Source organism: Comamonas testosteroni TK102 (genome assembly GCF_000739375.1).
Classification (GTDB): Bacteria; Pseudomonadota; Gammaproteobacteria; order Burkholderiales; family Burkholderiaceae_C; genus Comamonas; species Comamonas brasiliensis.
This window is the reverse complement of the sequence record NZ_CP006704.1, coordinates 5,240,181-5,259,421: the sequence shown is the minus strand read 5'-3', so window position 1 is coordinate 5,259,421 and position 19,241 is coordinate 5,240,181. Positions and strand designations below refer to the sequence as shown.

General features: G+C 64.2%; 18 protein-coding genes and 1 other RNA gene. 15 read left to right on the top strand and 4 right to left on the bottom strand.

Annotation, left to right across the window (positions count from 1 at the left end):
* The first annotated feature begins 224 nt into the window (after positions 1 to 224).
* Entirely contained in the window at positions 225 to 389 is a 165-nt protein-coding gene (locus tag O987_RS23830; RefSeq protein ID WP_223305621.1) for a hypothetical protein, read from the top strand.
* Here O987_RS23830 and O987_RS23825 read toward each other — a convergent pair.
* Positions 373 to 1,287, bottom strand: coding sequence for a DMT family transporter (locus tag O987_RS23825; protein WP_043376924.1), 915 nt, complete (start codon positions 1,285 to 1,287; stop codon positions 373 to 375). The genes O987_RS23830 and O987_RS23825 overlap by 17 nt on opposite strands.
* 91 nt (positions 1,288 to 1,378) lie before the next feature.
* Here O987_RS23825 and O987_RS23820 point away from each other — a divergent pair, with 91 nt between their 5' ends.
* Entirely contained in the window at positions 1,379 to 2,203 is an 825-nt protein-coding gene (locus O987_RS23820; RefSeq protein ID WP_003051188.1) for an AraC family transcriptional regulator, read from the top strand.
* Positions 2,204 to 2,224: 21 nt separating this feature from the next.
* An RNA gene (gene rnpB / locus O987_RS27670) (RNase P RNA component class A) lies at positions 2,225 to 2,585 on the top strand.
* A 42-nt stretch (positions 2,586 to 2,627) separates the two neighbouring features.
* Here rnpB and O987_RS23815 read toward each other — a convergent pair.
* Complete coding sequence (locus tag O987_RS23815) at positions 2,628 to 3,410, bottom strand: helix-turn-helix transcriptional regulator (protein WP_043375189.1); 783 nt, start codon at positions 3,408 to 3,410, stop codon at positions 2,628 to 2,630.
* Between the two features lie 136 nt (positions 3,411 to 3,546).
* On the opposite strand from O987_RS23815, the gene O987_RS23810 reads away from it, so the two are divergent.
* On the top strand, positions 3,547 to 4,032 hold the full coding sequence (locus tag O987_RS23810) for a DUF3237 domain-containing protein (protein ID WP_043375187.1): 486 nt from the start codon (positions 3,547 to 3,549) through the stop codon (positions 4,030 to 4,032).
* 325 nt (positions 4,033 to 4,357) lie between these two features.
* The gene (locus tag O987_RS23805; protein WP_043375184.1) at positions 4,358 to 5,359 is read left to right on the top strand and encodes a Bug family tripartite tricarboxylate transporter substrate binding protein; all 1,002 of its coding nucleotides are present in this window, start codon (positions 4,358 to 4,360) and stop codon (positions 5,357 to 5,359) included.
* 57 nt (positions 5,360 to 5,416) lie between these two features.
* Here the strand turns inward: O987_RS23805 and O987_RS23800 are convergent, their stop codons facing one another.
* Together O987_RS23800 and O987_RS23795 are read right to left on the bottom strand one after the other, a co-directional pair.
* Positions 5,417 to 6,184 (bottom strand): pseudouridine synthase, encoded by a 768-nt coding sequence (locus O987_RS23800; protein ID WP_043375182.1) that lies wholly within the window; start codon positions 6,182 to 6,184, stop codon positions 5,417 to 5,419.
* A gap of 66 nt (positions 6,185 to 6,250) precedes the next feature.
* Positions 6,251 to 7,945: an MBL fold metallo-hydrolase gene (locus O987_RS23795; RefSeq protein ID WP_043375180.1), complete on the bottom strand. Its 1,695-nt coding sequence runs from the start codon at positions 7,943 to 7,945 to the stop codon at positions 6,251 to 6,253.
* A gap of 158 nt (positions 7,946 to 8,103) precedes the next feature.
* On the opposite strand from O987_RS23795, the gene O987_RS23790 reads away from it, so the two are divergent.
* The 10 genes from O987_RS23790 to O987_RS23745 all read left to right on the top strand — a co-directional run bounded on the left by O987_RS23790 (position 8,104) and on the right by O987_RS23745 (position 19,239).
* Entirely contained in the window at positions 8,104 to 8,886 is a 783-nt protein-coding gene (locus O987_RS23790; protein WP_003051204.1) for a crotonase/enoyl-CoA hydratase family protein, read from the top strand.
* Between the two features lie 37 nt (positions 8,887 to 8,923).
* The gene (locus tag O987_RS23785; RefSeq protein WP_043375178.1) at positions 8,924 to 10,828 is read left to right on the top strand and encodes a feruloyl-CoA synthase; all 1,905 of its coding nucleotides are present in this window, start codon (positions 8,924 to 8,926) and stop codon (positions 10,826 to 10,828) included.
* A 60-nt stretch (positions 10,829 to 10,888) separates the two neighbouring features.
* A complete protein-coding gene (locus tag O987_RS23780) occupies positions 10,889 to 11,656 on the top strand; it encodes an SDR family NAD(P)-dependent oxidoreductase (RefSeq protein ID WP_043375176.1) in 768 nt (255 codons plus the stop codon).
* A 179-nt stretch (positions 11,657 to 11,835) separates the two neighbouring features.
* Positions 11,836 to 12,843, top strand: a complete 1,008-nt coding sequence (locus tag O987_RS23775) for a Bug family tripartite tricarboxylate transporter substrate binding protein (RefSeq protein ID WP_043375174.1) — start codon at positions 11,836 to 11,838, stop codon at positions 12,841 to 12,843.
* An 89-nt stretch (positions 12,844 to 12,932) separates the two neighbouring features.
* Positions 12,933 to 13,940: a Bug family tripartite tricarboxylate transporter substrate binding protein gene (locus tag O987_RS23770; protein ID WP_043375172.1), complete on the top strand. Its 1,008-nt coding sequence runs from the start codon at positions 12,933 to 12,935 to the stop codon at positions 13,938 to 13,940.
* Between the two features lie 168 nt (positions 13,941 to 14,108).
* Positions 14,109 to 15,872 carry an acyl-CoA dehydrogenase family protein gene (locus O987_RS23765; RefSeq protein WP_043375170.1) on the top strand — a complete coding sequence of 588 codons (1,764 nt, stop codon included), beginning with the start codon at positions 14,109 to 14,111 and terminating at the stop codon, positions 15,870 to 15,872.
* 96 nt (positions 15,873 to 15,968) lie between these two features.
* A complete protein-coding gene (locus tag O987_RS23760) occupies positions 15,969 to 16,529 on the top strand; it encodes a MarR family winged helix-turn-helix transcriptional regulator (protein WP_003051221.1) in 561 nt (186 codons plus the stop codon).
* A 50-nt stretch (positions 16,530 to 16,579) separates the two neighbouring features.
* Positions 16,580 to 17,458: a diaminopimelate epimerase gene (gene dapF / locus O987_RS23755; RefSeq protein WP_029158376.1), complete on the top strand. Its 879-nt coding sequence runs from the start codon at positions 16,580 to 16,582 to the stop codon at positions 17,456 to 17,458.
* Positions 17,455 to 18,168 carry a DUF484 family protein gene (locus tag O987_RS23750; RefSeq protein ID WP_003051227.1) on the top strand — a complete coding sequence of 238 codons (714 nt, stop codon included), beginning with the start codon at positions 17,455 to 17,457 and terminating at the stop codon, positions 18,166 to 18,168. Before dapF ends, O987_RS23750 begins: the two co-directional genes overlap by 4 nt.
* A gap of 24 nt (positions 18,169 to 18,192) precedes the next feature.
* Entirely contained in the window at positions 18,193 to 19,239 is a 1,047-nt protein-coding gene (locus tag O987_RS23745) for a tyrosine recombinase XerC (RefSeq protein ID WP_003051230.1), read from the top strand.
* The last annotated feature ends 2 nt before the right edge of the window (positions 19,240 to 19,241 follow it).

Here is a 19,241-nt window from a genome sequence, read left to right as displayed (position 1 = left end):
TGCGGGCTGTGCACCGGCATGAGGCAGGCGTGCACCGATAAGGCGCGGGAAAACCCTAGGCTCTATGCGCGCCGGATCGCGCTGCCGGGCCGCTCAAAACCCCGGTCGGCGCCTGGTGCCGGAGATTGCTGATTGATTCACATCAAGTCCTGGGGAGATGGTGTTTCCCCTTGGGCCTGCAATCGGGAACAATGGGGCAAAGTCTGTTTGAGGGAGGACTGCTCTTGCTCACGTTCAACACAATTCTGGTGCTGCTGGGGGTCTGTTGCGTAGGCCTGCTGGTCGGCTTTTCCTGGCGCGAGCAGCGCTGGGGCCCCTGGGTCATGCTGGTGTTCGTGGTGAGTCTGCTGTCGCTGATGAGCTACGCGATTCTCAATCTGCTGCTTTAGCACCGCAGGCCAGGGAAGGCCGCGCGCGCAGCGGGGCCTTCCAGAGCTCGGCCAGCAGCAGACCGGCAATCGTCATGATGCCGCCCACCGCGTGGTAGCCCGCCAGGGGCTCGTTCAGGGTGAATGCCGCGATCAGGGCGGTGAAGACCGGGATCAGATTGAAGAACATGCTCGATCGCCCGGGCCCCAGCGTCTGCACCGCCTTCATCCACAGCAGCGGCGCGGCGATGGAGGCCATGATGCCGGCGTAGCCCACCAGCGGCAGGTTGCTGGCGTCAAGCCCGGTCTTGGGCGAGAAGAGATACAGCGGGAACTGCACGACCACGGCAACCAGCACCTGCAGATACAGCAGCTGCACCGTGGCCAGGCGCGGCATGGGCCAGCGCTTGAGCAGGATGTTGTAGACCGCATAGGCCAGCATGGCCAGGAACATCATGGCGTCACCCAGGTTCAGGCCCTCGGAAGCCAGATGGCTGAGCCGGCCCGATGAAACCACCAGCGCGACTCCCACAATGGCCAGCAACGAACCCCAGATGCCGCCATGCGTCAGCGGCTGGCCCAGCATGAACACGGCCAGGGCCAGCACCAGCATGGGCGTGAGCGAGCCGATGATGCCCATGTGCGTGGCCGTGGTGAAGTGGGCGGCGTAGTAGGCCAGGCTTTGGTAGATGACCATGCCCAGCACGCCCAGCACGACGATCCGTGGCAGCAGGGGCTTGATGTCGGCGCGCTGGCGCCAGATCGAGGGCAGGACGAAGGGCGTGAAAAGCACGGCCGCCACCAGCCAGCGGAAGAACCCGATCTCGGCCGCGCTGATGCTGTCTGCGGCCAGCTTGCTGACCACGGTGTTGACCGACCAGATCAGTACCGCGCCCAGTGGTAATAGGTATGCACCCATATGAAACTCCTTGAGGTGCTTATGATGCGCTTGACGTATTTGAAGCGCATTGCTGATTTCAGACATTTCATAACTCAAGCCGGACGAACCCATGCCCGCCTCTGCCCCGACTCCCGGCCCGGCCGCCAAGCGGTATGCCGTACAGATACTGGACACCGACAAAGTGCCTGGCAGCTATTACTTCCGCTATGACGAGTTCGGCGAACACAGCGAGGCCCCGTCGCACAGCCACCGCTGGGGGCATCTGAACTATGCGGCCCACGGCAGCCTGAACATGGATGTGCCCAGCGGTCATATCCTGTGCCCGCCGCAGCATGGGGTGTGGATTCCGCCTGGCGTGGTGCACAGCTGCTATCTGCAGCATGCGGTGCAGTACCGCTCCGTCTATCTGGCCCCCGATCTGTGTGCGGACCTGCCGCAGACGGCGGGCTGCATGCGCCTGGGACCTATCGTCAAAGCCGTGCTGGCGGACTTTGGTGCCAGGGGCGTGCAGATCCCGGTGACGGACGCCGATCTGCGGCTGGCCCGGGTGGTGCATGACCAGTTGCGAGCCACGCCGCTGGAGCTGAGCTTTCTGCCCGTGGCCCGGCATCCCGCGCTGGTGCAGGTGCTGGACGCCATGCAGTCGCGCCCCGACGACCACCGTAGCCTGGCCGAATGGGCCGAGACCGTGCACATGACGGAACGAACCCTGGCCCGCCACTGCCAGCGCGAGCTGGGCATGAGTCTGGGGGAATGGCGCCAGCGCATGCGCTATCTGCAGGCGATCGACGCGCTGGAGGCCGGCCACACCGTGCAGCGCATCGCCTATGACATGGGTTACAGCACGCCATCGGCCTTTATTGCGATGTTCCAGCGCGAATCAGGCCTGCCGCCCGAGCAGTTCAGGCGCGAGTTCTGTGCAAGTTCTTTCTGAACGCGGGATAATGCGCGCCGTGAAGTGCGCCAGACCGCCGCTGGTACTAGCCGAAAGGCCAACGCTTGCGTTGGGTCGAAAGACCGTACTGGAGGAACGTCCGGACTGCATAGGGCGGCGTAGCAGCTAACAGCTGTCCACCGTGAGGTGAGGATCAGAGCAACAGAGACGAGTCTGGCAGGAGTGCCGCAAGGCAGACCAACCAGGGTGAAACGGGCAATCTCTACGCGCAGCAATACCAAGTAGGCACACGTTGACGGGGCCCCCGGAGTGTGCGGGTAGGTAGCACCGAGCCATCAGGCGACTGATGGCCAAGATTAATGGCGGTCACATGGCGGGCAACCGTTGTGCACAGAATCCGGCTTATCGGCGCACTTCACACTTTCTTCCTCGGCCGGGCACAGCACCGGCGAATCCCCGGCATTCACTCCACCATCAGCGCGAACAACTGGTGGCGGTGGTGGATATCGAGCCGCGCAAAGGCGCGGTTGCGATAGGTCTTCACGGTGGCTGCGCTCAGCCCGAGATCGGCCGCAATGCCGTCCTGGGTCATGCCGCGCAGCAGGCGCAGGCAGACCTCGAGTTCACGCGCCGTCAGACCCGGTGCCAGCTCGCGCAGTCGAGCCGGCCATCTCTCATCTCCGGCAGCCATGTCCGCCGTCAGCGCCAGGTGCTTGTGCGTCAGAGCCATCAGGGCGCTGGACAGGTCCGCGAAGTCGCTCAGATGCCGGTCGGCAAAGGGCTTCTGGTGCGCATGGCGATAGAGGTTGACGGCAAACACCGAGCCGTCGGCACCGGGCTCGGCAATCGAGATGCGCTCAGCCACGCCATGCGCGTCATACACGCACTGGCGATGCAAGGGCGTGACCTCGTTGGCCTGCACATGGACCAGATTGCGGGCGCCTGGCGTATGCATATGTCCGGGCCATTCCTGGCCCCAGCTTCTGTCCTCGTGCTGGGGTCCCGAGAGATAGGCGCTCCAGCACTGGCGCGTGGTGTCCGCAATGCCTTGGGAGGCCGAGAGAAACAGCCGCGGCCGGTAGCTGCCGATGCGATACACCGAGAGCGAGGCCGTGGGCGCGATGGCGCTCAGCTGCTCCAGCGCGGTCTGGGCAAAACAGCTCTGTCCCAGATGCTCCACCAGACCGGCCAGCAAGGCGCTGGCCTGGGCCATGCCGCTGGCCTGGGCCATATCACTGGCCGGCATGGCGTCAGTCGTCGAAGGTAGCTTCCAGGTTCTCATCGGTGTGTCTTGGCGTGGGCTGTCATCTTCTTGGGGGACAGCGAAATCTTCAACAGTGCTTACGCTCATGTCCCTGTGCCTAGACATCGCAAGGAGAGCAATGCTGTCGCCAAACCATGATTTCCAGATTGTCGCTCCAGGGCTGCGCCACTTTGCCGAATTTCGCGTGCAGGTAGGGCCGGCGCAGGAGGTGGGCGAAACGACACGCGGCTTGCGGCGTGTGATTCCCATCGTCGGCGGCCAGGTGCAGGGAGAGGACTGGTCGGCGCGTGTGCTGCCGGGCGGGGCCGACTTCCAGCTGCTGGTCAGCGAGGAAGTGGCCGAGCTGGACGCGCGCTATGTCATCGAAACCGACGGCGGCGATCTGATCTATGTGAGCAACCATGCCTTGCGCACCGGGCCGGCCGAGCTCATGCAGCGTCTGCGCCGCGGCGAGAGCGTCGATCCCTCGGCGATCTACTTTCGCTGTGCGCCTCGCTTTGAAACGGCCTCCAAGCGCTTTGCCTGGCTGGGGCAGCGCCTGTTCGTGGGTGCGGGAGCGCGCTTTCCGGAGCAGGTCGTCATGCGATTTTTCGAAGTGCTGTGAAACAGCATCGCAACAAGGAGACAAAAACATGAAAGTACTGCAAGCCCAGAACCTGCCTGGACCCGCTTTAGAACGTGTTCACGATCTCTACGCAGCCGCGTTGGAGCGCAATCGGGATGAGTTCGAAGCGATGGCTCGCCGCTTGCACCGGGGTGCAAGCAAGAGTCAGCGCGCAGCAAATCGCCCGATTGCGCTCCAACCCTGCGGGACAGCGGCTTTGCGGGCGGTCTGCGGCGTTGCGAATCCTCGCAATAGCGCGGCTATTGCTGCGGTATCGCGCCTTGCATCCCATCCCGCAAAGCCTCTGTCGCGGCACGAGGAAATCGTGAACACGTTCTTAGCACGGGCCTGGCGACGTCGGCTGCTGGCCCTGGCACTGCTGGCCGGCGGCAGTGCAGCCCTGGGCGTCGCTCAGGCCCAGACGGCTTATCCGAGCAAGACGGTGCGCATGATCGTGGGCTTTCCGGCGGGCACGGGACCCGATGTAGTGGCCCGGCTGCTGGCACAGAAGCTTTCCGAAGCATGGGGCGGCGTGGGCGTGGTGGTGGACAACAAGCCCGGTGCCGCCGGCCTGATCGCAGCCAGCGAGGCGGCGCGTGCACCGGCCGACGGCTACACCATCATGCTGGCCGAGACCGGACAGCTCAGCATTGCACCCAATACCTACCAACGACTTGCCTACCAACCGCGCAAGGATTTCGCCCCCGTCAGCCAGGTGGTGAGTTCCGACTTCGTGCTGCTGGTCAATCCCGAAAAGGTCAAGGCGCGCAACGTCAGGGACTTTGTGGCCTGGACCCGGCAGCAAAACGGCTTGTTCATGGCCACTTTCGGAGCGGGCACGCCGGGGCATTTCGGGGCCTATATGTTTGGCGATGCCGTGCAGTCCAAACCCGAGGTGGTGCACTACAAGAGCACTTCGGATGCCTTGAGCGGCATTTTCAGCGGCGATGTGCAGGGGGTGTTCGCTTCCTCCGGCATGGCGATCCCGCAGGTGCGCGCCGGCAAGCTGGTGGCCCTGGGAAGCACGGGCAGCGCGCGTGTGGAGCAGTTGCTCGAGTTGCCGACCATGAAGGAGCAGGGCTTTGGCAACCTGGAGTTCAGCTCCTGGTTCGGCATCGTGGCGCCCGCCAGGACACCCGCGGACGTGGTGAGCAAGCTCAATGCCGATCTGCTCAAGGTCCTGCAATCGGGCGACGGCAGGGCGCGGCTGCAGGAGGCAGGCTTCAGGGTCACGGGCACCAGTGCGCAGCAGTTTGCCGACATCATTGCTGCCGATACCGTCAAATGGGGCAAGGCAGTGGCTGCGACGGGCTTCAAGGCGGATTGAGCGGACCGGCGCGTGCCGCGGCCGAGTCCGGTTGGCGGCACGCGAAGGCCGTTCCGCTCAGAACCTTTCCCAGGGCATCAGATAGCGCCACTGACCCTCGGGTACCTTGGCCAGCGAGACGCGGCCAAGGCGCAGCCGGCGCATGCTGACCACCGTCAGGCCGATGGCGGCGCACATTTTCTCGATCTCTTCGGGCGCAATGCCCTTGAGAGCGAAGCGCAGATGGTTGTCGCTTTGCCAGCTGACATGGCAGGGAGGCATGCGGCGATGGCCGTTGCCACCGGGAATGGGCAGACCTTCGTACAGGATCTCCAGGCCATCTTCAATGATCTGGCCCTCCACGCCGACGATGATTTCCTGCTCCAGCCAGATGCCTTCCTCGGCCAGCTTGCGTGCCACGCGCTTGTCCTGGGTGTAGACGATGAGACCGCTGGCAGGCAGCGGAATCGTCAGAAACGACTCCAGATTCCTGAAGTGATGGTCCAGCACCAGCTGGGGCATGGGCGTGTCCAGCTTGGCCTTGGTGTCCTCGCTCAGCAGCGAATGCGCGCTGCGCACGCGGCCATAGGCCGGGCCCTGGGTCATGCCCGCGGGCTTGTTCATCAGGATGGTGACGGGCGGAATGGCTTCAGGCTTGGCATCCTTGCGCAGGATCACCACCTGGTCGGGGCGCACACGGGTTTCGGGCACTTGCACCACTTTGCCGTCCACCTGGACATTGCCCGCGACGATATGGAGCTCGGCCTCGCGGCGCGAGCATTGTTCTTGCTCTGCCAGGCGCTTGGCCAGGCGGATGCTTTCTTGTTCAGGCAGGGATTCAGACATGGCAAGAGCTTAATGCTCCGGCCATGTCCTAGTTGTCCACAGGTCTAGCGCGGCGCTTGCGGCGCGCTATCGGCCCAGGCAGAGCTTCTGGATGCGTTCCACATGCGCCAGCAGCGATTGCTCGGCCACGGGCCACAGCGCTTGCGGCGTGTCGGCATAGGCAATCGCCACCCAGTCCTGAATGCTGCCGTCCGGCTTGGTGCGCATGGCCTGATGCACCTTGGCCTCGCGCGCCAGGCGGTGGGCCTTGAGGCGGGTGATCTGGTGCGCAGCAAAGCCCAGCACGTAGCCGTGGGCGGGCAGGATGTAGCGAATGTCGTACGCCAGACACAGGGAGTGCAGCCGGTCCAGCGAATCGAGGTAATCGATCATATTGCCGTCCGGCGGGCTGATGACGGTGGTGCTGCCATTGAGGATGTGATCGCCGCTGAATAGCAGTGCGTCCTCCTCCAGCACAAAGCACAGGTGGTTGGCCGCGTGGCCGGGCGTGAAGACGGCTTGCAGCGTATGCGTGATTTCGCCTTCTTCTCCTTGCCCGCTAAGTGTGATGCGCTCTCCGTCCTGCAGCGTCACCTCGGGTCGGAAGCGGCTGTTGGCACGTGCCGTGGGCGCAGACGGCAGGCCCATGATGGGGGGGCTGGCATGGCCGGAGAGCAGGACCATGGCCTGCAGCGGCGCGGCACCCGGCGAGTGATCGGGGTGGGAATGGGTGCACACGATGTAGCGGATATCGCCGCCGGCGGCATCGTGCAGGCGCTGCAGATGTTCGGCATCGTTCGGTCCGGGGTCGATGGCGATATAGCCGGTGTGCGCATCGCCGACCAGATAGCTGTTGGTGCCGGGGCCGGTCATCATGCCGGGGTTGGGGGCCGTCAGACGCATCAGGTTCTTGCGCAGCGGCACGGCTTTTTCAAACTGCCAGTCGAGATGGTGGGCAGCCTGGCCGTCGGGGTGGACCATCTCCAGTTCGCCGTAAGCCGTATCGGTTTCCAGCTGTCTTGTGTCCTGCCCCTTGAGATAGCCCGCACGAGGGTGGGCGTGCCATAGCGGCTTTTCACCCTGCAGGGCATCCAGCACGGCTTGTGTGTCGGCATAGCCCGTCAGGCGCTGCAAGGTGCGCTGGGTGGGGAAGAGGATGAACAATTCCTTTTCCTCGAAGCGCTGCAGGGCTTGCTGGGGGCGGATCCAGGTGGGCTCGAACTGCTCGGTCTCATCGGCCACCGCTGTTTGGCCCTCGGGCATGCGGGCCACGAAAAACGGCACGTTGAAGCGCTTTGCCAGGTTCAGCGGCGCCGTCCAGTGGGCCAGATACCAGAGCTGATCCACGGCCAGGCTCCAGCCGCGCGCGCGGCATTGCTCGTACAGCGATGCCTTGCGGTCCAGCTGCTCGACTTCGGCCGCAGGCACGGGCCGGCCGGCCTGGTCATAGGCCAGCAGGATGCCCAGCTCCTCAAACGTTTCGCGAATGCCTGCCAATGCCTGTGTGATGCGGCCGGTGCCGGCAATCTCCGCCATGGATGGACGAACCCGCGCCAGCGCATGGTTGGCAGGGGTCGCGTCCTGATCCTCGAGGCCTCCGCCGGGGAACACATAGGCATTGGCAAAAATACCCTGATCGGCGCGCCGCGTCATCAGCACTTCGAAACCGTTGCCGTCGGCGCAATCGCGCAGCAACAGCAAGGTCGAGGCGTCACGCGTGGGCACCGGTTCGCGCTGGGGCAGAAGGAGCTGGCTGGGACGGGGCTGGCTGGTTGATGTCATGAGGTCACATTATGCGAAGTCGCAGGCTTCGTGCCTGTCACGCCCGGACTAGTTGTGCACTACAGCACCCGAATCGGGGAAAGCACTGAGAGCAAACACCTGAGGATGTCTTGCATTTAGTTATTTGAAATAACAATAATGATGCAAAAGGAATGGTTATGACTCATAAAGAAATTGCAGTGGAATTCCGTGGCGAAGCCGAACAGGTTGCCGTCATTCGCCTGATGCGCGCTGCCAAGCGCAATGCCTTGTCCGATGGACTGGTGCTGGGTCTGCGCGATGTGTTCATGAATCTGCCCGCCAGCGTGCGCGCGGCGGTGGTGGATGGCGATGGCCCGCATTTCTGCGCCGGCCTGGACCTGAGCGAGCTCAGCGAGCGCGATGCGGCCCAGGGCGTTCTGCATTCGCGCATGTGGCATGAGGCCTTGCGTCAGGTGCAGTTTGGCGCGGTGCCCGTGGTCGCCGCCCTGCATGGCGCCGTGGTGGGCGGCGGTCTGGAGCTGGCCAGTGCCTGTCATATCCGTGTGGCCGACAGCAGCACCTTCTATGCCTTGCCTGAAGGCTCGCGCGGCATTTTTGTCGGCGGCGGCGGCTCGGTGCGCATCCCGCGCCTGATCGGCGCGGCGCGCATGGCAGACATGATGTTCACGGGCCGTGTGTACAAGGCCGAAGAAGGCGAGCGCGTGGGTCTGTCGCAGTATCTGGTGCCAGAAGGACATGCGCTGGACAAGGCTGTGGAGCTGGCGCTGCGCATTGCCGAAAACGCCCCCATGACCAATTACGCGCTCATGCATGCGCTGCCCCGGATTGCCGATCAGCCCGCCGATCAGGGTCTGATGACCGAAGCTCTGATGGCCGCCGTGGCGCAGAGCGCGCCAGAAGCCAAGTTCCGTTTGCAGGAATTTCTGTCCGGGCGGGCCGCCAAGGTCAGCAAGGACTGAAGGCAAGCCAAAAAACAACGCTGTGGAGACAAAGACAATGCAGGAGACAGACACAGCCATGCAGGCTCTGGGCCAGGTGGCAGAGGGGGGCAGGCCCCGCTACCGCGAGCTGGAGTTCGGCGTGCGCAGCATCCGGGTCAGGGAAGCGGGCGACGGCACTTTCTACGTGCGCTCCGATCAGGAGCTGGCAGGGCATGCAGCGCGCATGACGGACAGGCTGGTGCACTGGGCGCAGACCACGCCGCAGCAGACCTTCATCGCCCAGCGGCAGCGATTGGCGGACGGCAGCACAGGAGACTGGCAACGCATCAGCTATGCCCAGACGCTGGCTGCGGCACGCGGCATTGCGCAGGCACTGGCGGACAGAAGACTCTCGGCAGAGCGTCCCGTCATCATCCTTAGCGAGAACGACCTGGACCATGCCATGCTGGCCATGGGCTGCCTCTATGCGGGCGTGCCCTATTGCTCGGTCTCCACGGCCTACTCCCTGGTCAGCACCGATTACGCCAAGCTACGCCATGTGGTCGATACGCTCACGCCCGGCCTGATCTTTGCGGCCGATGCGGCGCGCTATGACAAGGCGGTACGCGCCGTGCTGCCCGAGGGCTGTGAGGTGGTGTACCGCAAGCCGGCCGTCGAGGCCGCGAGCTGCACCTTGTTTGCCGACCTGCTGGCGACCGAGCCCACAACTGCAGTGGATGTGGCCATGCAGGCCACCGGGCCCGACACCATCACCAAGTTCCTGTTCACCTCGGGATCGACCAAGCTGCCCAAGGCCGTCATCAACACCCACGGAATGTGGTGCGCCAACCAGCAGCAGATTGCCCAGACCATGCCCGATATGGTCCAAGGCCCGCCCGTGCTGGTGGACTGGCTGCCCTGGAACCACACTTTTGGCGGCAACAAGAACATCGGCCTCGCGCTCTACCATGGCGGCACGGTCTACATCGACGAAGGCAAGCCGACGGCGACGGGCATTGCCGAGACGCTGCGCAATCTGCGCGAGCTCTCACCCACCGTTTACTTCAACGTACCCACCGGCTTTGAATACATCGCCCGCGCCATGGAGAGCGATGCGCAGCTGCGCCGCAGCCTGCTCAAGCGCGTCAAGCTGTTCTTCTATGCCGGAGCCTCTCTGGCGCAGCCCGTCTGGGATAGCCTGCACCGCACGCAGGAGGCCGAGTGCGGCGAGCGCATCGTGATGGGAACCGGCCTGGGCATGACCGAGTCCTCGCCATCGGCCCTGTTCATCAACCGTCCCGATGTGCACTCCGGAGACCTGGGCGTACCGGTGCCGGGTCTGGAGCTAAAGCTGGCGCCCGTGGATGGCAAGCTGGAGGTCCGCTATCGCGGGCCGAACGTCACGCCCGGCTACTGGCGCGCGCCCGAAGCCACGGCAGAGGCATTTGACGAGGACGGATTCTTCCGCACCGGCGACGCCGTGCAGTGGCGCGACCCGCAGGATAGAGACCAGGGTCTGCGCTTCGATGGCCGCATTGCCGAAGACTTCAAGCTGGCCACGGGCACATTCGTCAACGTGGGGCCGCTGCGCGCGAAGATCATTCACGCAGGCGCGCCCTATATCCAGGACGTGGTGCTGACCGGCCTGGATCGCAAGGAGGTCGGTGCCATCGTTTTCGGGACCCCGGCCTGTGCGGCCTTAAGCGGCCTGGCCGCGGGAGCGACGCTGGAGCAGATCATGCACAGCGAGCCGGTGCAGCAGCATCTGCAGGCGGTTCTTAACGAGCTGGCGCAGACGGCAACCGGCAGTGCCACCCGCATTGCGCGTGCAGTGGTGGCGATCAAGCCGCCATCGCTGGATCTGGGCGAAGTCACGGACAAGGGCTCCATCAACCAGCGTGCCGTGCTCCAGCACCGTGCCGATGTGGTGAGCGGCCTGTATGACGAAACGCTGGCCCTGATCCTGAAGCCGAATCTCTGAGCCCGTACCGGCTTGAGCCCGACAACAGAAAGCACAAGCAGCTTTTGAAAGGATAGTGATATGCAAGTTCAGGATCAGATTGCCATCGTGACCGGGGGAGCCTCGGGCCTGGGCGAAGCCACGGCGCGTGCGCTGGCTGCCGCAGGGGCCAGGGTTGCGGTGCTGGATCGTCAGATCGACAAGGCCAAGGCGGTGGCTGCCGATATCGGCGGACTGGCGCTGGAGTGCGATATCTGCGATGCGGCCAGCGTCACGGCTGCGCTGGATTCCGTTCGCGAGCAATGGGGCGGCGATGCACGCATTCTCATGAATGTGGCCGGCATCGGGACGGCCAAGCGCGTGATCGGCCGCGATGGCGAGCCCGCACCGCTGGAAGACTTTGAGCGCGTGATTCGCGTCAACCTCATTGGCAGCTACAACATGACGCGGCTGTTTGCCGCACGCTGCGCCAAGTTGGCGGCGCTGGAGGATGGCGCCCGTGGCGTGATTCTCTATACCGCCTCGGTGGCAGCCTTTGACGGTCAGGTGGGCCAGCAGGCCTACAGCGCATCCAAGGGCGGACTGGTCGGCATGACGCTGCCCATGGCGCGTGATCTGGCCCAGCATGGCATTCGCGTCTGTACCGTGGCGCCAGGCCTGTTCGCCACGCCGTTGATGAAGGAACTGCCCGAGCCGGTCCAGCAGTCGCTGGCGGCGTCCATTCCCTTTCCTTCGCGCCTGGGCAAGCCTTCGGAGTTTGCCGATCTGGCCGTGCATATCGTGCACAACGATCATCTCAATGGCGAGGTGATTCGCCTGGATGGTGCGCTGCGCATGGCTCCGCGGTAAGTGTCACCCCCTGAGGCACTTTGCGCCTTCCCCCAAGGGGGACGACACCATCGCTGCGGGGCTGCCCTTGCTCGATGTCTCTGGCTTGGAGAGTGCCAGAGCCAGCTCAGTGCCAAAGATTGAGACGTGTATGGATTCCACAGGACCGAAGAGTCCGTATTTCAAGCAGGAGACAAGTCATGCAAGGTCGTCGCAATTTCGTCAAAGGCATGGGCGCTGGCGCAGCGCTGGCCGCATTCGGCGGCATCGCCAGCCGCGGCGCCTATGCCCAGGGCAGCGGGCCGTTGGAGCAGGTGCGCATTCTGTACGGTTTTCCCGCAGGCAGTGCTGGTGACTCGGTGGCCCGCCGTGTGGCCGAAAAAATGGGCGGCAGCAGCTACACCAGAAATATGGGCGTGGTGGAAAACAAGCCCGGTGCCGGTGGCCGCATCGCGCTGGAGAATCTGCGCAACTCCGTGGGCGATGGCTCGGTGATTGCGCTGTCCCAGGTCTCGGCTTTCTCCATCTACCCGCATATCTATAACAAGCTGACCTATCAGGCCAAGGATTTCGAGCCGATCTCCATCGGAGCCATCATGCACCACGGTCTGGCCGTCGGCCCCGCCGTGCCGGCCGAGGTCAAGACGCTCAAGGATTTTCTGGCCTGGTGCAAGAGCAACCCCGACAAGGCCAGCTTCGGCAGCCCCGGTGCCGGCAGTCAGCCGCATCTGCTGGGGGCCCTGCTCAGCCTGCGCTCGGGCGTCAGGCTCAGCCATGCGCCTTATCGCGGCATGGCTCCCGGCGTCTCGGACGTCGTGGGCGGCCAGATTGCCGCCATCATGGGCACTTGCGGCGACTATCTGAGCTATTACAAGGCCGGCAAGCTGCGCGTGCTGGCCACCAGCGGGCCGCAGCGCAATCCCTATCTGCCCAATGTGCCCACATTTGCCGAGCAGGGTTTTGCCGATCTGACGGCTGAAGAGTGGTTTGGCTTCTATGCCAATGCCAAGACGCCCGCCGATGTGCGCGCACGCGCCCATGCGGCCATCACGACAGCGCTCAAGAGCGATGCGCTCAAGGAAAGCCTGGGCGTGGTCGGCCTGATTGCCACCAGCTCCACGCCCGAGGAAATGGCCCGTTCGCAGCAGGCCGAGTTCGAGCGCTGGGGCCCCCTGGTCAAACAGATCGGTTTCACGGGGGACTCCTGATGGCCCGCAGTATCGAATAGCATTCGAGTCGAGATTTTTCAGACAGGCTCAAGCCTGCACATAGTGATCGAACAATAGAGGAGACAAACATGCAAGATCGTCGCAATTTCGTCAAAGGCCTGGGCGCTGGTGCCGCCCTCGCCGCATTCGGGGGCCTCACCAGTCGCAGCGCCTATGCCCAGGGCAGCGGCCCGCTGGAGCAGGTGCGCATTCTGTACGGCTTTCCCGCAGGCAGCGCCGGGGACTCGGTAGCCCGCCGCGTGGCGGAAAAGATCGGCGGCACCAGCTACTCCAAGAACATGGGCCTGGTGGAGAACAAGCCCGGTGCCGGTGGCCGCATCGCGCTGGAGAATCTGCGCAACTCCGTGGGCGATGGCTCGGTCATCGTGCTGTCCCAGGTCTCGGCGTTCTCCATCTACCCGCATATCTACAGCAAGCTGACCTATCAGGCCAAGGACTTCGAGCCGATTTCCATCGGCGCCATCATGCACCACGGTCTGGCGGTTGGCCCCGCCGTGCCGGCCGAGGTCAAGACGCTCAAGGACTTCCTGGCCTGGTGCAAGAACAACCCCGACAAGGCCAGCTTCGGCAGCCCCGGTGCGGGCACCCAGCCGCATCTGATCGGCTCCCTGCTCAGCCTGCGTTCGGGCATCAAGCTCAGCCATGTACCTTATCGCGGCACGGCCCCTGCCGTGTCTGATCTGGCCGGTGGCCAGATTGCTGCCGTGATGGGCCCCAGCGGCGACTTCCTGAGTTACTACAAGGCCGGCAAGCTGCGCGTGCTGGCCACCAGCGGCCCGCAGCGCAACCCCTATCTGCCCAATGTGCCCACGTTTGCCGAGCAGGGTTTTGCCGATCTGACGGCCGAGGAATGGTTTGGCTTTTATGCCAATGCCAAGACGCCCGCCGATGTGCGTGCACGCGCCCATGCGGCCATCACGGCTGCGCTCAAGAGCGAGGCTCTCAAGGAAAGCGTGGGTGTGGTCGGCCTGATTGCCACCAGCTCCACGCCCGAGGAGATGGCCCGTTCGCAGCAGGCGGAGTTCGAGCGCTGGGGGCCGCTGGTCAAGCAGATCGGCTTTACTGCTGATACCTGATCACCCCCTGAGCCGCTTTGCGGCTTCCCCCTCTCTCGCTGCACGGGAGGGGGACGATGCCCTCGCTGCGGGGCGGCCCTTGCTTGGCATCCCTGGCTTGGGCCGCGCTCCGGCATGAATGGGGCAGCCTCTAGAGATTTTTATTTGCTGCTTGGCAGCCGGTTTTGTATGTCTTATTTGCCTGCCATTGCCGATAACGCGTTTCTTCTATTTGATGTGCTCAGGGCCGATGAGCAGTTGCAGCGCCTGCCGGCGCATGCGGCAACGGACCGGGGGCTGATGCAGCAAGTGCTGGAGGAGTCCGGCAAATGGGTGGGCGAGGTGGTGGCTCCGCTGTCACGTTCTGGCGACGAGACCGGAGCCAGGTTTGAGGGCGGTCAAGTCGCTACGCCACCCGGTTTTGCGGCGGCCTATCAGGACTTCTGGCAGGCGGGCTGGCCTGCGCTGGCCTGTGCCGAGGAGGACGGTGGTCAGGGGCTGCCCTGGGTGCTGGAAGGTGTGCTCTATGAATGGCTGAGTGCCGCCAACCATGGCTGGACCATGGCTCCGGGCTTGCTGCATGGCGCTTATGAGTGTCTCAAGCACCATGGCAGCGAGGCCTTGAAGAGTGCCTATCTGCCCAATGTGGCCAGCGGCGAATGGCTGGCAACCATGTGCCTGACGGAGGCCCATGCGGGCAGCGATCTGGGACAGGTTCGCACCCAGGCTGTGCCGGCTGGCGCGTCCGAACTGGGCGAGCGCTTCGAGATCAGTGGCAGCAAGATTTTCATTTCCGGCGGTGAGCATGACCTGAGCGCGAATATCGTGCACCTGGTGCTGGCGCGTCTGCCCGGAGCTCCGGCAGGGCCCAGGGGCCTGTCGCTGTTTCTCGTGCCCAAGCTGCTGCCGGGTGGCGAGCGCAACGGCGTGGTCTGCGAGCGTATCGAGGAGAAGATGGGCCTGCATGGCAGCCCCACCTGCGTGATGCGTTTTGAGGCGGCTCAGGGGTGGCTGATCGGTCAGCCCGGCGCGGGTCTGAACGCCATGTTCGTCATGATGAATGCCGCGCGTCTGCATGTGGCACTGCAGGGCATGGGTCTGCTGGATGCAGCATGGCAGAAGGCTCATGCCTATGCTCTGGAGCGCCGCCAGATGCGTGCTCCAGGGGCGGTGCCTGCCTCGCGTGGTGCTGGCGATGCAGCAGATTTGATCATCGAGCACCCGGCCATTCGCCGTACGCTCGATCTGCAGCGTGCCTGGGTGGATGGCGGGCGCGTGCTGGCCTACCAGACCGGTATCTATCTCGATGTGGCGCGACATGCCGAAAGCGCCCGTGAGCGCGAGCAGGCCCAGCAGTGGTGCAGCCTGATCACGCCCATACTCAAGTCCGCCTGGACCCAGCAGGCTTTCGAGGGGGCCAGCGCCTGTCTGCAGGTATTTGGCGGTCACGGCTACATCCGCGAGTGGGGCATAGAGCAGATCGTGCGCGATTCGCGCGTGGCCATGATTTACGAGGGCACCAACGAGATTCAGGCCATCGACCTGCTGGTGCGCAAGGTCTTGCCCGATGGCGGCCAGGCCATGGGGCAATGGCTGCTGGGCCTGCGCAAAAGCCTGGATGCAGGCCGGGCGCTGGATGCAGAGGTGCTGCGCTGCCTGGCCCAACTGCGCTACTTCACCACGGTGCTGGCGCAGGCTTGCAAGGAGGATGACACCCTGGCCTGGCGCGTGGCCGATGACTATCTGCGCAGTGTGGCCGTGGTGTTGCTGGGCTGGTCCTGGGCACGTATCGCGGCCACCGAGGGTGGCGACGGCGAGCGCTGGCAAGGTCCATGCAAGCAGGTGCAGCAGCGCATTCTGCCCGAGATGGACTGGCGTCTGGGTCTGATGAAGGCGCAGTGGGCGCAGGCTTCCGTCGTACACGGCAACCAGCTGTTCAGCCCTGCTCACTGACCAAAAAGGCTGCAAGATGCAGGCAAGACCGGCACAATTGCAGTCTTCTCATCGCGCTCCCGGATTGCTCTTTTGCCATCGAAGTTGACATCCCCAATGCTCGCTCACAAGACCGCCGAATCAGACTCCAAACCTGTGCGCCCTGCGCGTAGTTCTCGCTCCAGAGAGGCCGAGGCGGCGGGTTCGGTCCCGGAGAACGAGTCCAGCGGCGCTGTCGAGGTCTTTGCGGTCGATCGGGTCGACGCCAGCTTTCTGGAGTCGCTGCTGGGCTACAACGCCAGGCGTGCCTCGCTGTCGCTGGTGGGGGTCTTCATGCGCTGCATGGAGCGTTTTGACCTCAAGATCGTCGAGTTCTCCGTGCTGTCGCTGGTGGGCAGCAATCCGGGCATCACCTCGCGCCAGCTCTGCCAGCAACTGGCCGTGCTGCCGCCCAATATGGTGGGCATGATCGATGTGCTGGGCAAACGCGGTTTTCTGGAGCGGCGTCCGCATCCGCGTGACGGGCGTGCCACAGGGCTGTATCTGACCGCCGCAGGGGGCGAACTGGTGGACACCGCCGAGCCCGAACTCAAGAGCAGCGAGGCCCGCTCCATCGCGCATCTGAGTGCGACCGAGCAGGCGCAGCTCATGGAGTTGTTGCAAAAGCTGTACCGCTGATCTCGTGGCATGGCGCAGATCCTGCGCCCGGCGCGATAATGTGCGGCATCATGCAGATTCGCTTTACCAAGATGCAAGGCGCAGGCAACGACTTTGTCGTGCTCGACGAGACCCAGGCTCGTCTGGGCCTGAGTGCCGCCCAGTACCGCTACCTGGCCAACCGTCACTTTGGCGTAGGCGCCGACCAGATCCTGACCGTGCGCCCGGCGCCCTCGGAGGGCGTGGACTTTGAATATGTCATCCACAACGCCGATGGGGGAGAGGTCGAGCAATGCGGTAACGGCGCGCGCTGCTTTGCGCGCTATGTGCATGACAGGGGCCTGACCGACAAGAGCGTGATCCGCGTGCAGACGCTCTCAGGCGTCATCGCTCCAGAAATTCATGCCAATGGCCGCGTCACGGTCGATATGGGTGCGCCCCAGCTGGACCCGGTCAAGGTGCCTTTCTCGACCGAGGGTCTGCAGGCCGAAACTTTGGGTTCAGCGCAAAAATGGCCGCTCACGCTTGATACGCCTGTCCAGCCAGCTACAGTCTGGATAGCGCCTGTTTCCATGGGCAACCCGCACGCGGTGCAACTGGTGGACGACGTGAATGCCGCTGCGGTGGAGGTCCACGGACCGCTGATCGAGAGCCATGTCCGTTTCCCTCAGCGCGTGAACGCGGGCTTCATGCAGATCGTCAACCGCGGCGAAGTCAATTTGCGCGTCTATGAACGCGGTGCCGGCGAGACCCTGGCCTGCGGCACAGGGGCCTGCGCCGCTGTGGTGGCAGGCATTGGCTGGGGTCTGCTGGACCAGCGCGTGGATGTGCATACCCGAGGCGGTCTGCTGACCATTGAATGGGCCGGCGCAGCGCAGGATCGCGTGCGCATGACAGGCCCAGCCGAATTTGTTTTTGAAGGCCAGATCGACATACCTGATACCTTATGAACAGCTTGACCGACACCGCCATGACTGAAGAGTCGATTGCCGACTATCTTCAGGAAAATCCCGACTTCTTCGAGCGCCATGCCGAAATGTTGACGAGCGTGCGCTTGATCAGCGGCCACGGCCCGCGTGCCGTCAGCCTGCAGGAGCGTCAGGCAGAGATGCTGCGCGAAAAGATCAAGGGTCTGGAGCATCGCATCATGGACATGGTGCGCCATGGCAGCGAAAACGCCTCCATCGCCAACAAGATTCACCAGTGGACCCATGCCCTGGTCAAGGTGCAGGACCTGCGCGAGCTGCCCCATGCGCTCACCGCCAGCCTGCAGCACACCTTTGATGTGCCACAGGTCGCGCTGCGTCTGTGGAATGTGGCGGGCGCTCACAGCGGCACCGTCTACACGATGGGAGTGAGCGATGATGCCAAGGCCTTTGCCTCGTCGCTCACGATGCCGTTTTGCGGTCCCAATATGGGCTTCGAGCCCGTGACCTGGCTGCCCAATCCGAATGCGGTGCAGTCGGTGGCGCTGCTGACCCTGCATGACGGCGCCATGGACAGCACCTCCAATGCCTTCGGCATGCTGGTGCTGGGCTCGCCCGACCCGCTGCGCTTCGATGCCACCATGGGGCTGGAGTTTCTCTCGCGCATCTCCGAGCTGGCCAGTGCCTCGCTCTCGCGCATGCGTGCTCCGACGCTGACGCTGGCGCACGGCTGACGCAGCAAAAGGTTGCAGACATTGATGCCAGAGCGCGAGCAGCTCTCTTTTGAGGAGCAGTACGCGCAGCTGCCGGAAGTTGTCCACAGCTATCTGGAGCATGTGCGGGTGCAAAAGCGTCTGGCCGACCGCACGCATACGCTGTATGCCCTGGACCTGATCAAGCTGCAGAGCTTGGCGCAGGCCGCAGACCAGGAGCTCTTGACGCTGCAGCCGGCGCATATCCGCCGCTTTGCTGCACAAATGCACAGTGCCGGCCGCAGCGCACGCGGCATCGCACTGATTCTTTCGGGCTGGCGCAGCTTTTTCCGCTGGGCGGCCCAGCGGGAGCTGGTGCCGTTCAATCCCGTGGAGGGGGTGCGCGGCCCCAAGGCTGCCAAGCCACTGCCCAAGGCGCTGGCCGTGGACGACGCCGTGCAACTGGCCAGCTTTCAGATCCCCGATGCAGACCCGTGGATAGAGGCGCGCGACGTTGCCATGACCGAGCTGCTCTACAGCTGCGGGCTGCGTGTGGCCGAGCTGGTGGGGCTGGACCTGCGGCCGGACCAGCAAAGCCTGCAGCAAGGCAGAGGCTGGATCGACCTGGAGGCGGGCGACGCCCATGTGCAGGGCAAGGGCAGCAAGCGCCGCATCGTGCCCGTGGGGCGCATGGCGATCGAGGCCTTGCAGCGCTGGCTGGCGCTGCGCAGCAGCGCGCTGACGGGGGCGGCACAGTTCAAGGCGCAGGATGAGACGGCCTTGTTTATCGGTCGTCGCGGCGAACGGCTCGGCGGCCATTCGGTCTGGTCACGGCTCAAGCAGCGCGGCCAGCGGGCGGGGCTGGCCTCGGGCGTACATCCGCATGTGCTGCGTCACTCCTTTGCCAGTCATATGCTGCAGTCCAGTGGCGATCTGCGTGCCGTGCAGGAGTTGCTCGGGCATGCCAGCATCGCCACCACGCAGATCTACACGCGCCTGGATTTTCAGCACCTGGCCCAGGCCTATGAAAAAGCCCACCCGCGTGCCCAGCGCAGCAGCGCAGCCGAGAAGCCCGGGGCGCGACGCAAGCCCGAGGACAAGGAGAAGGATTGAGA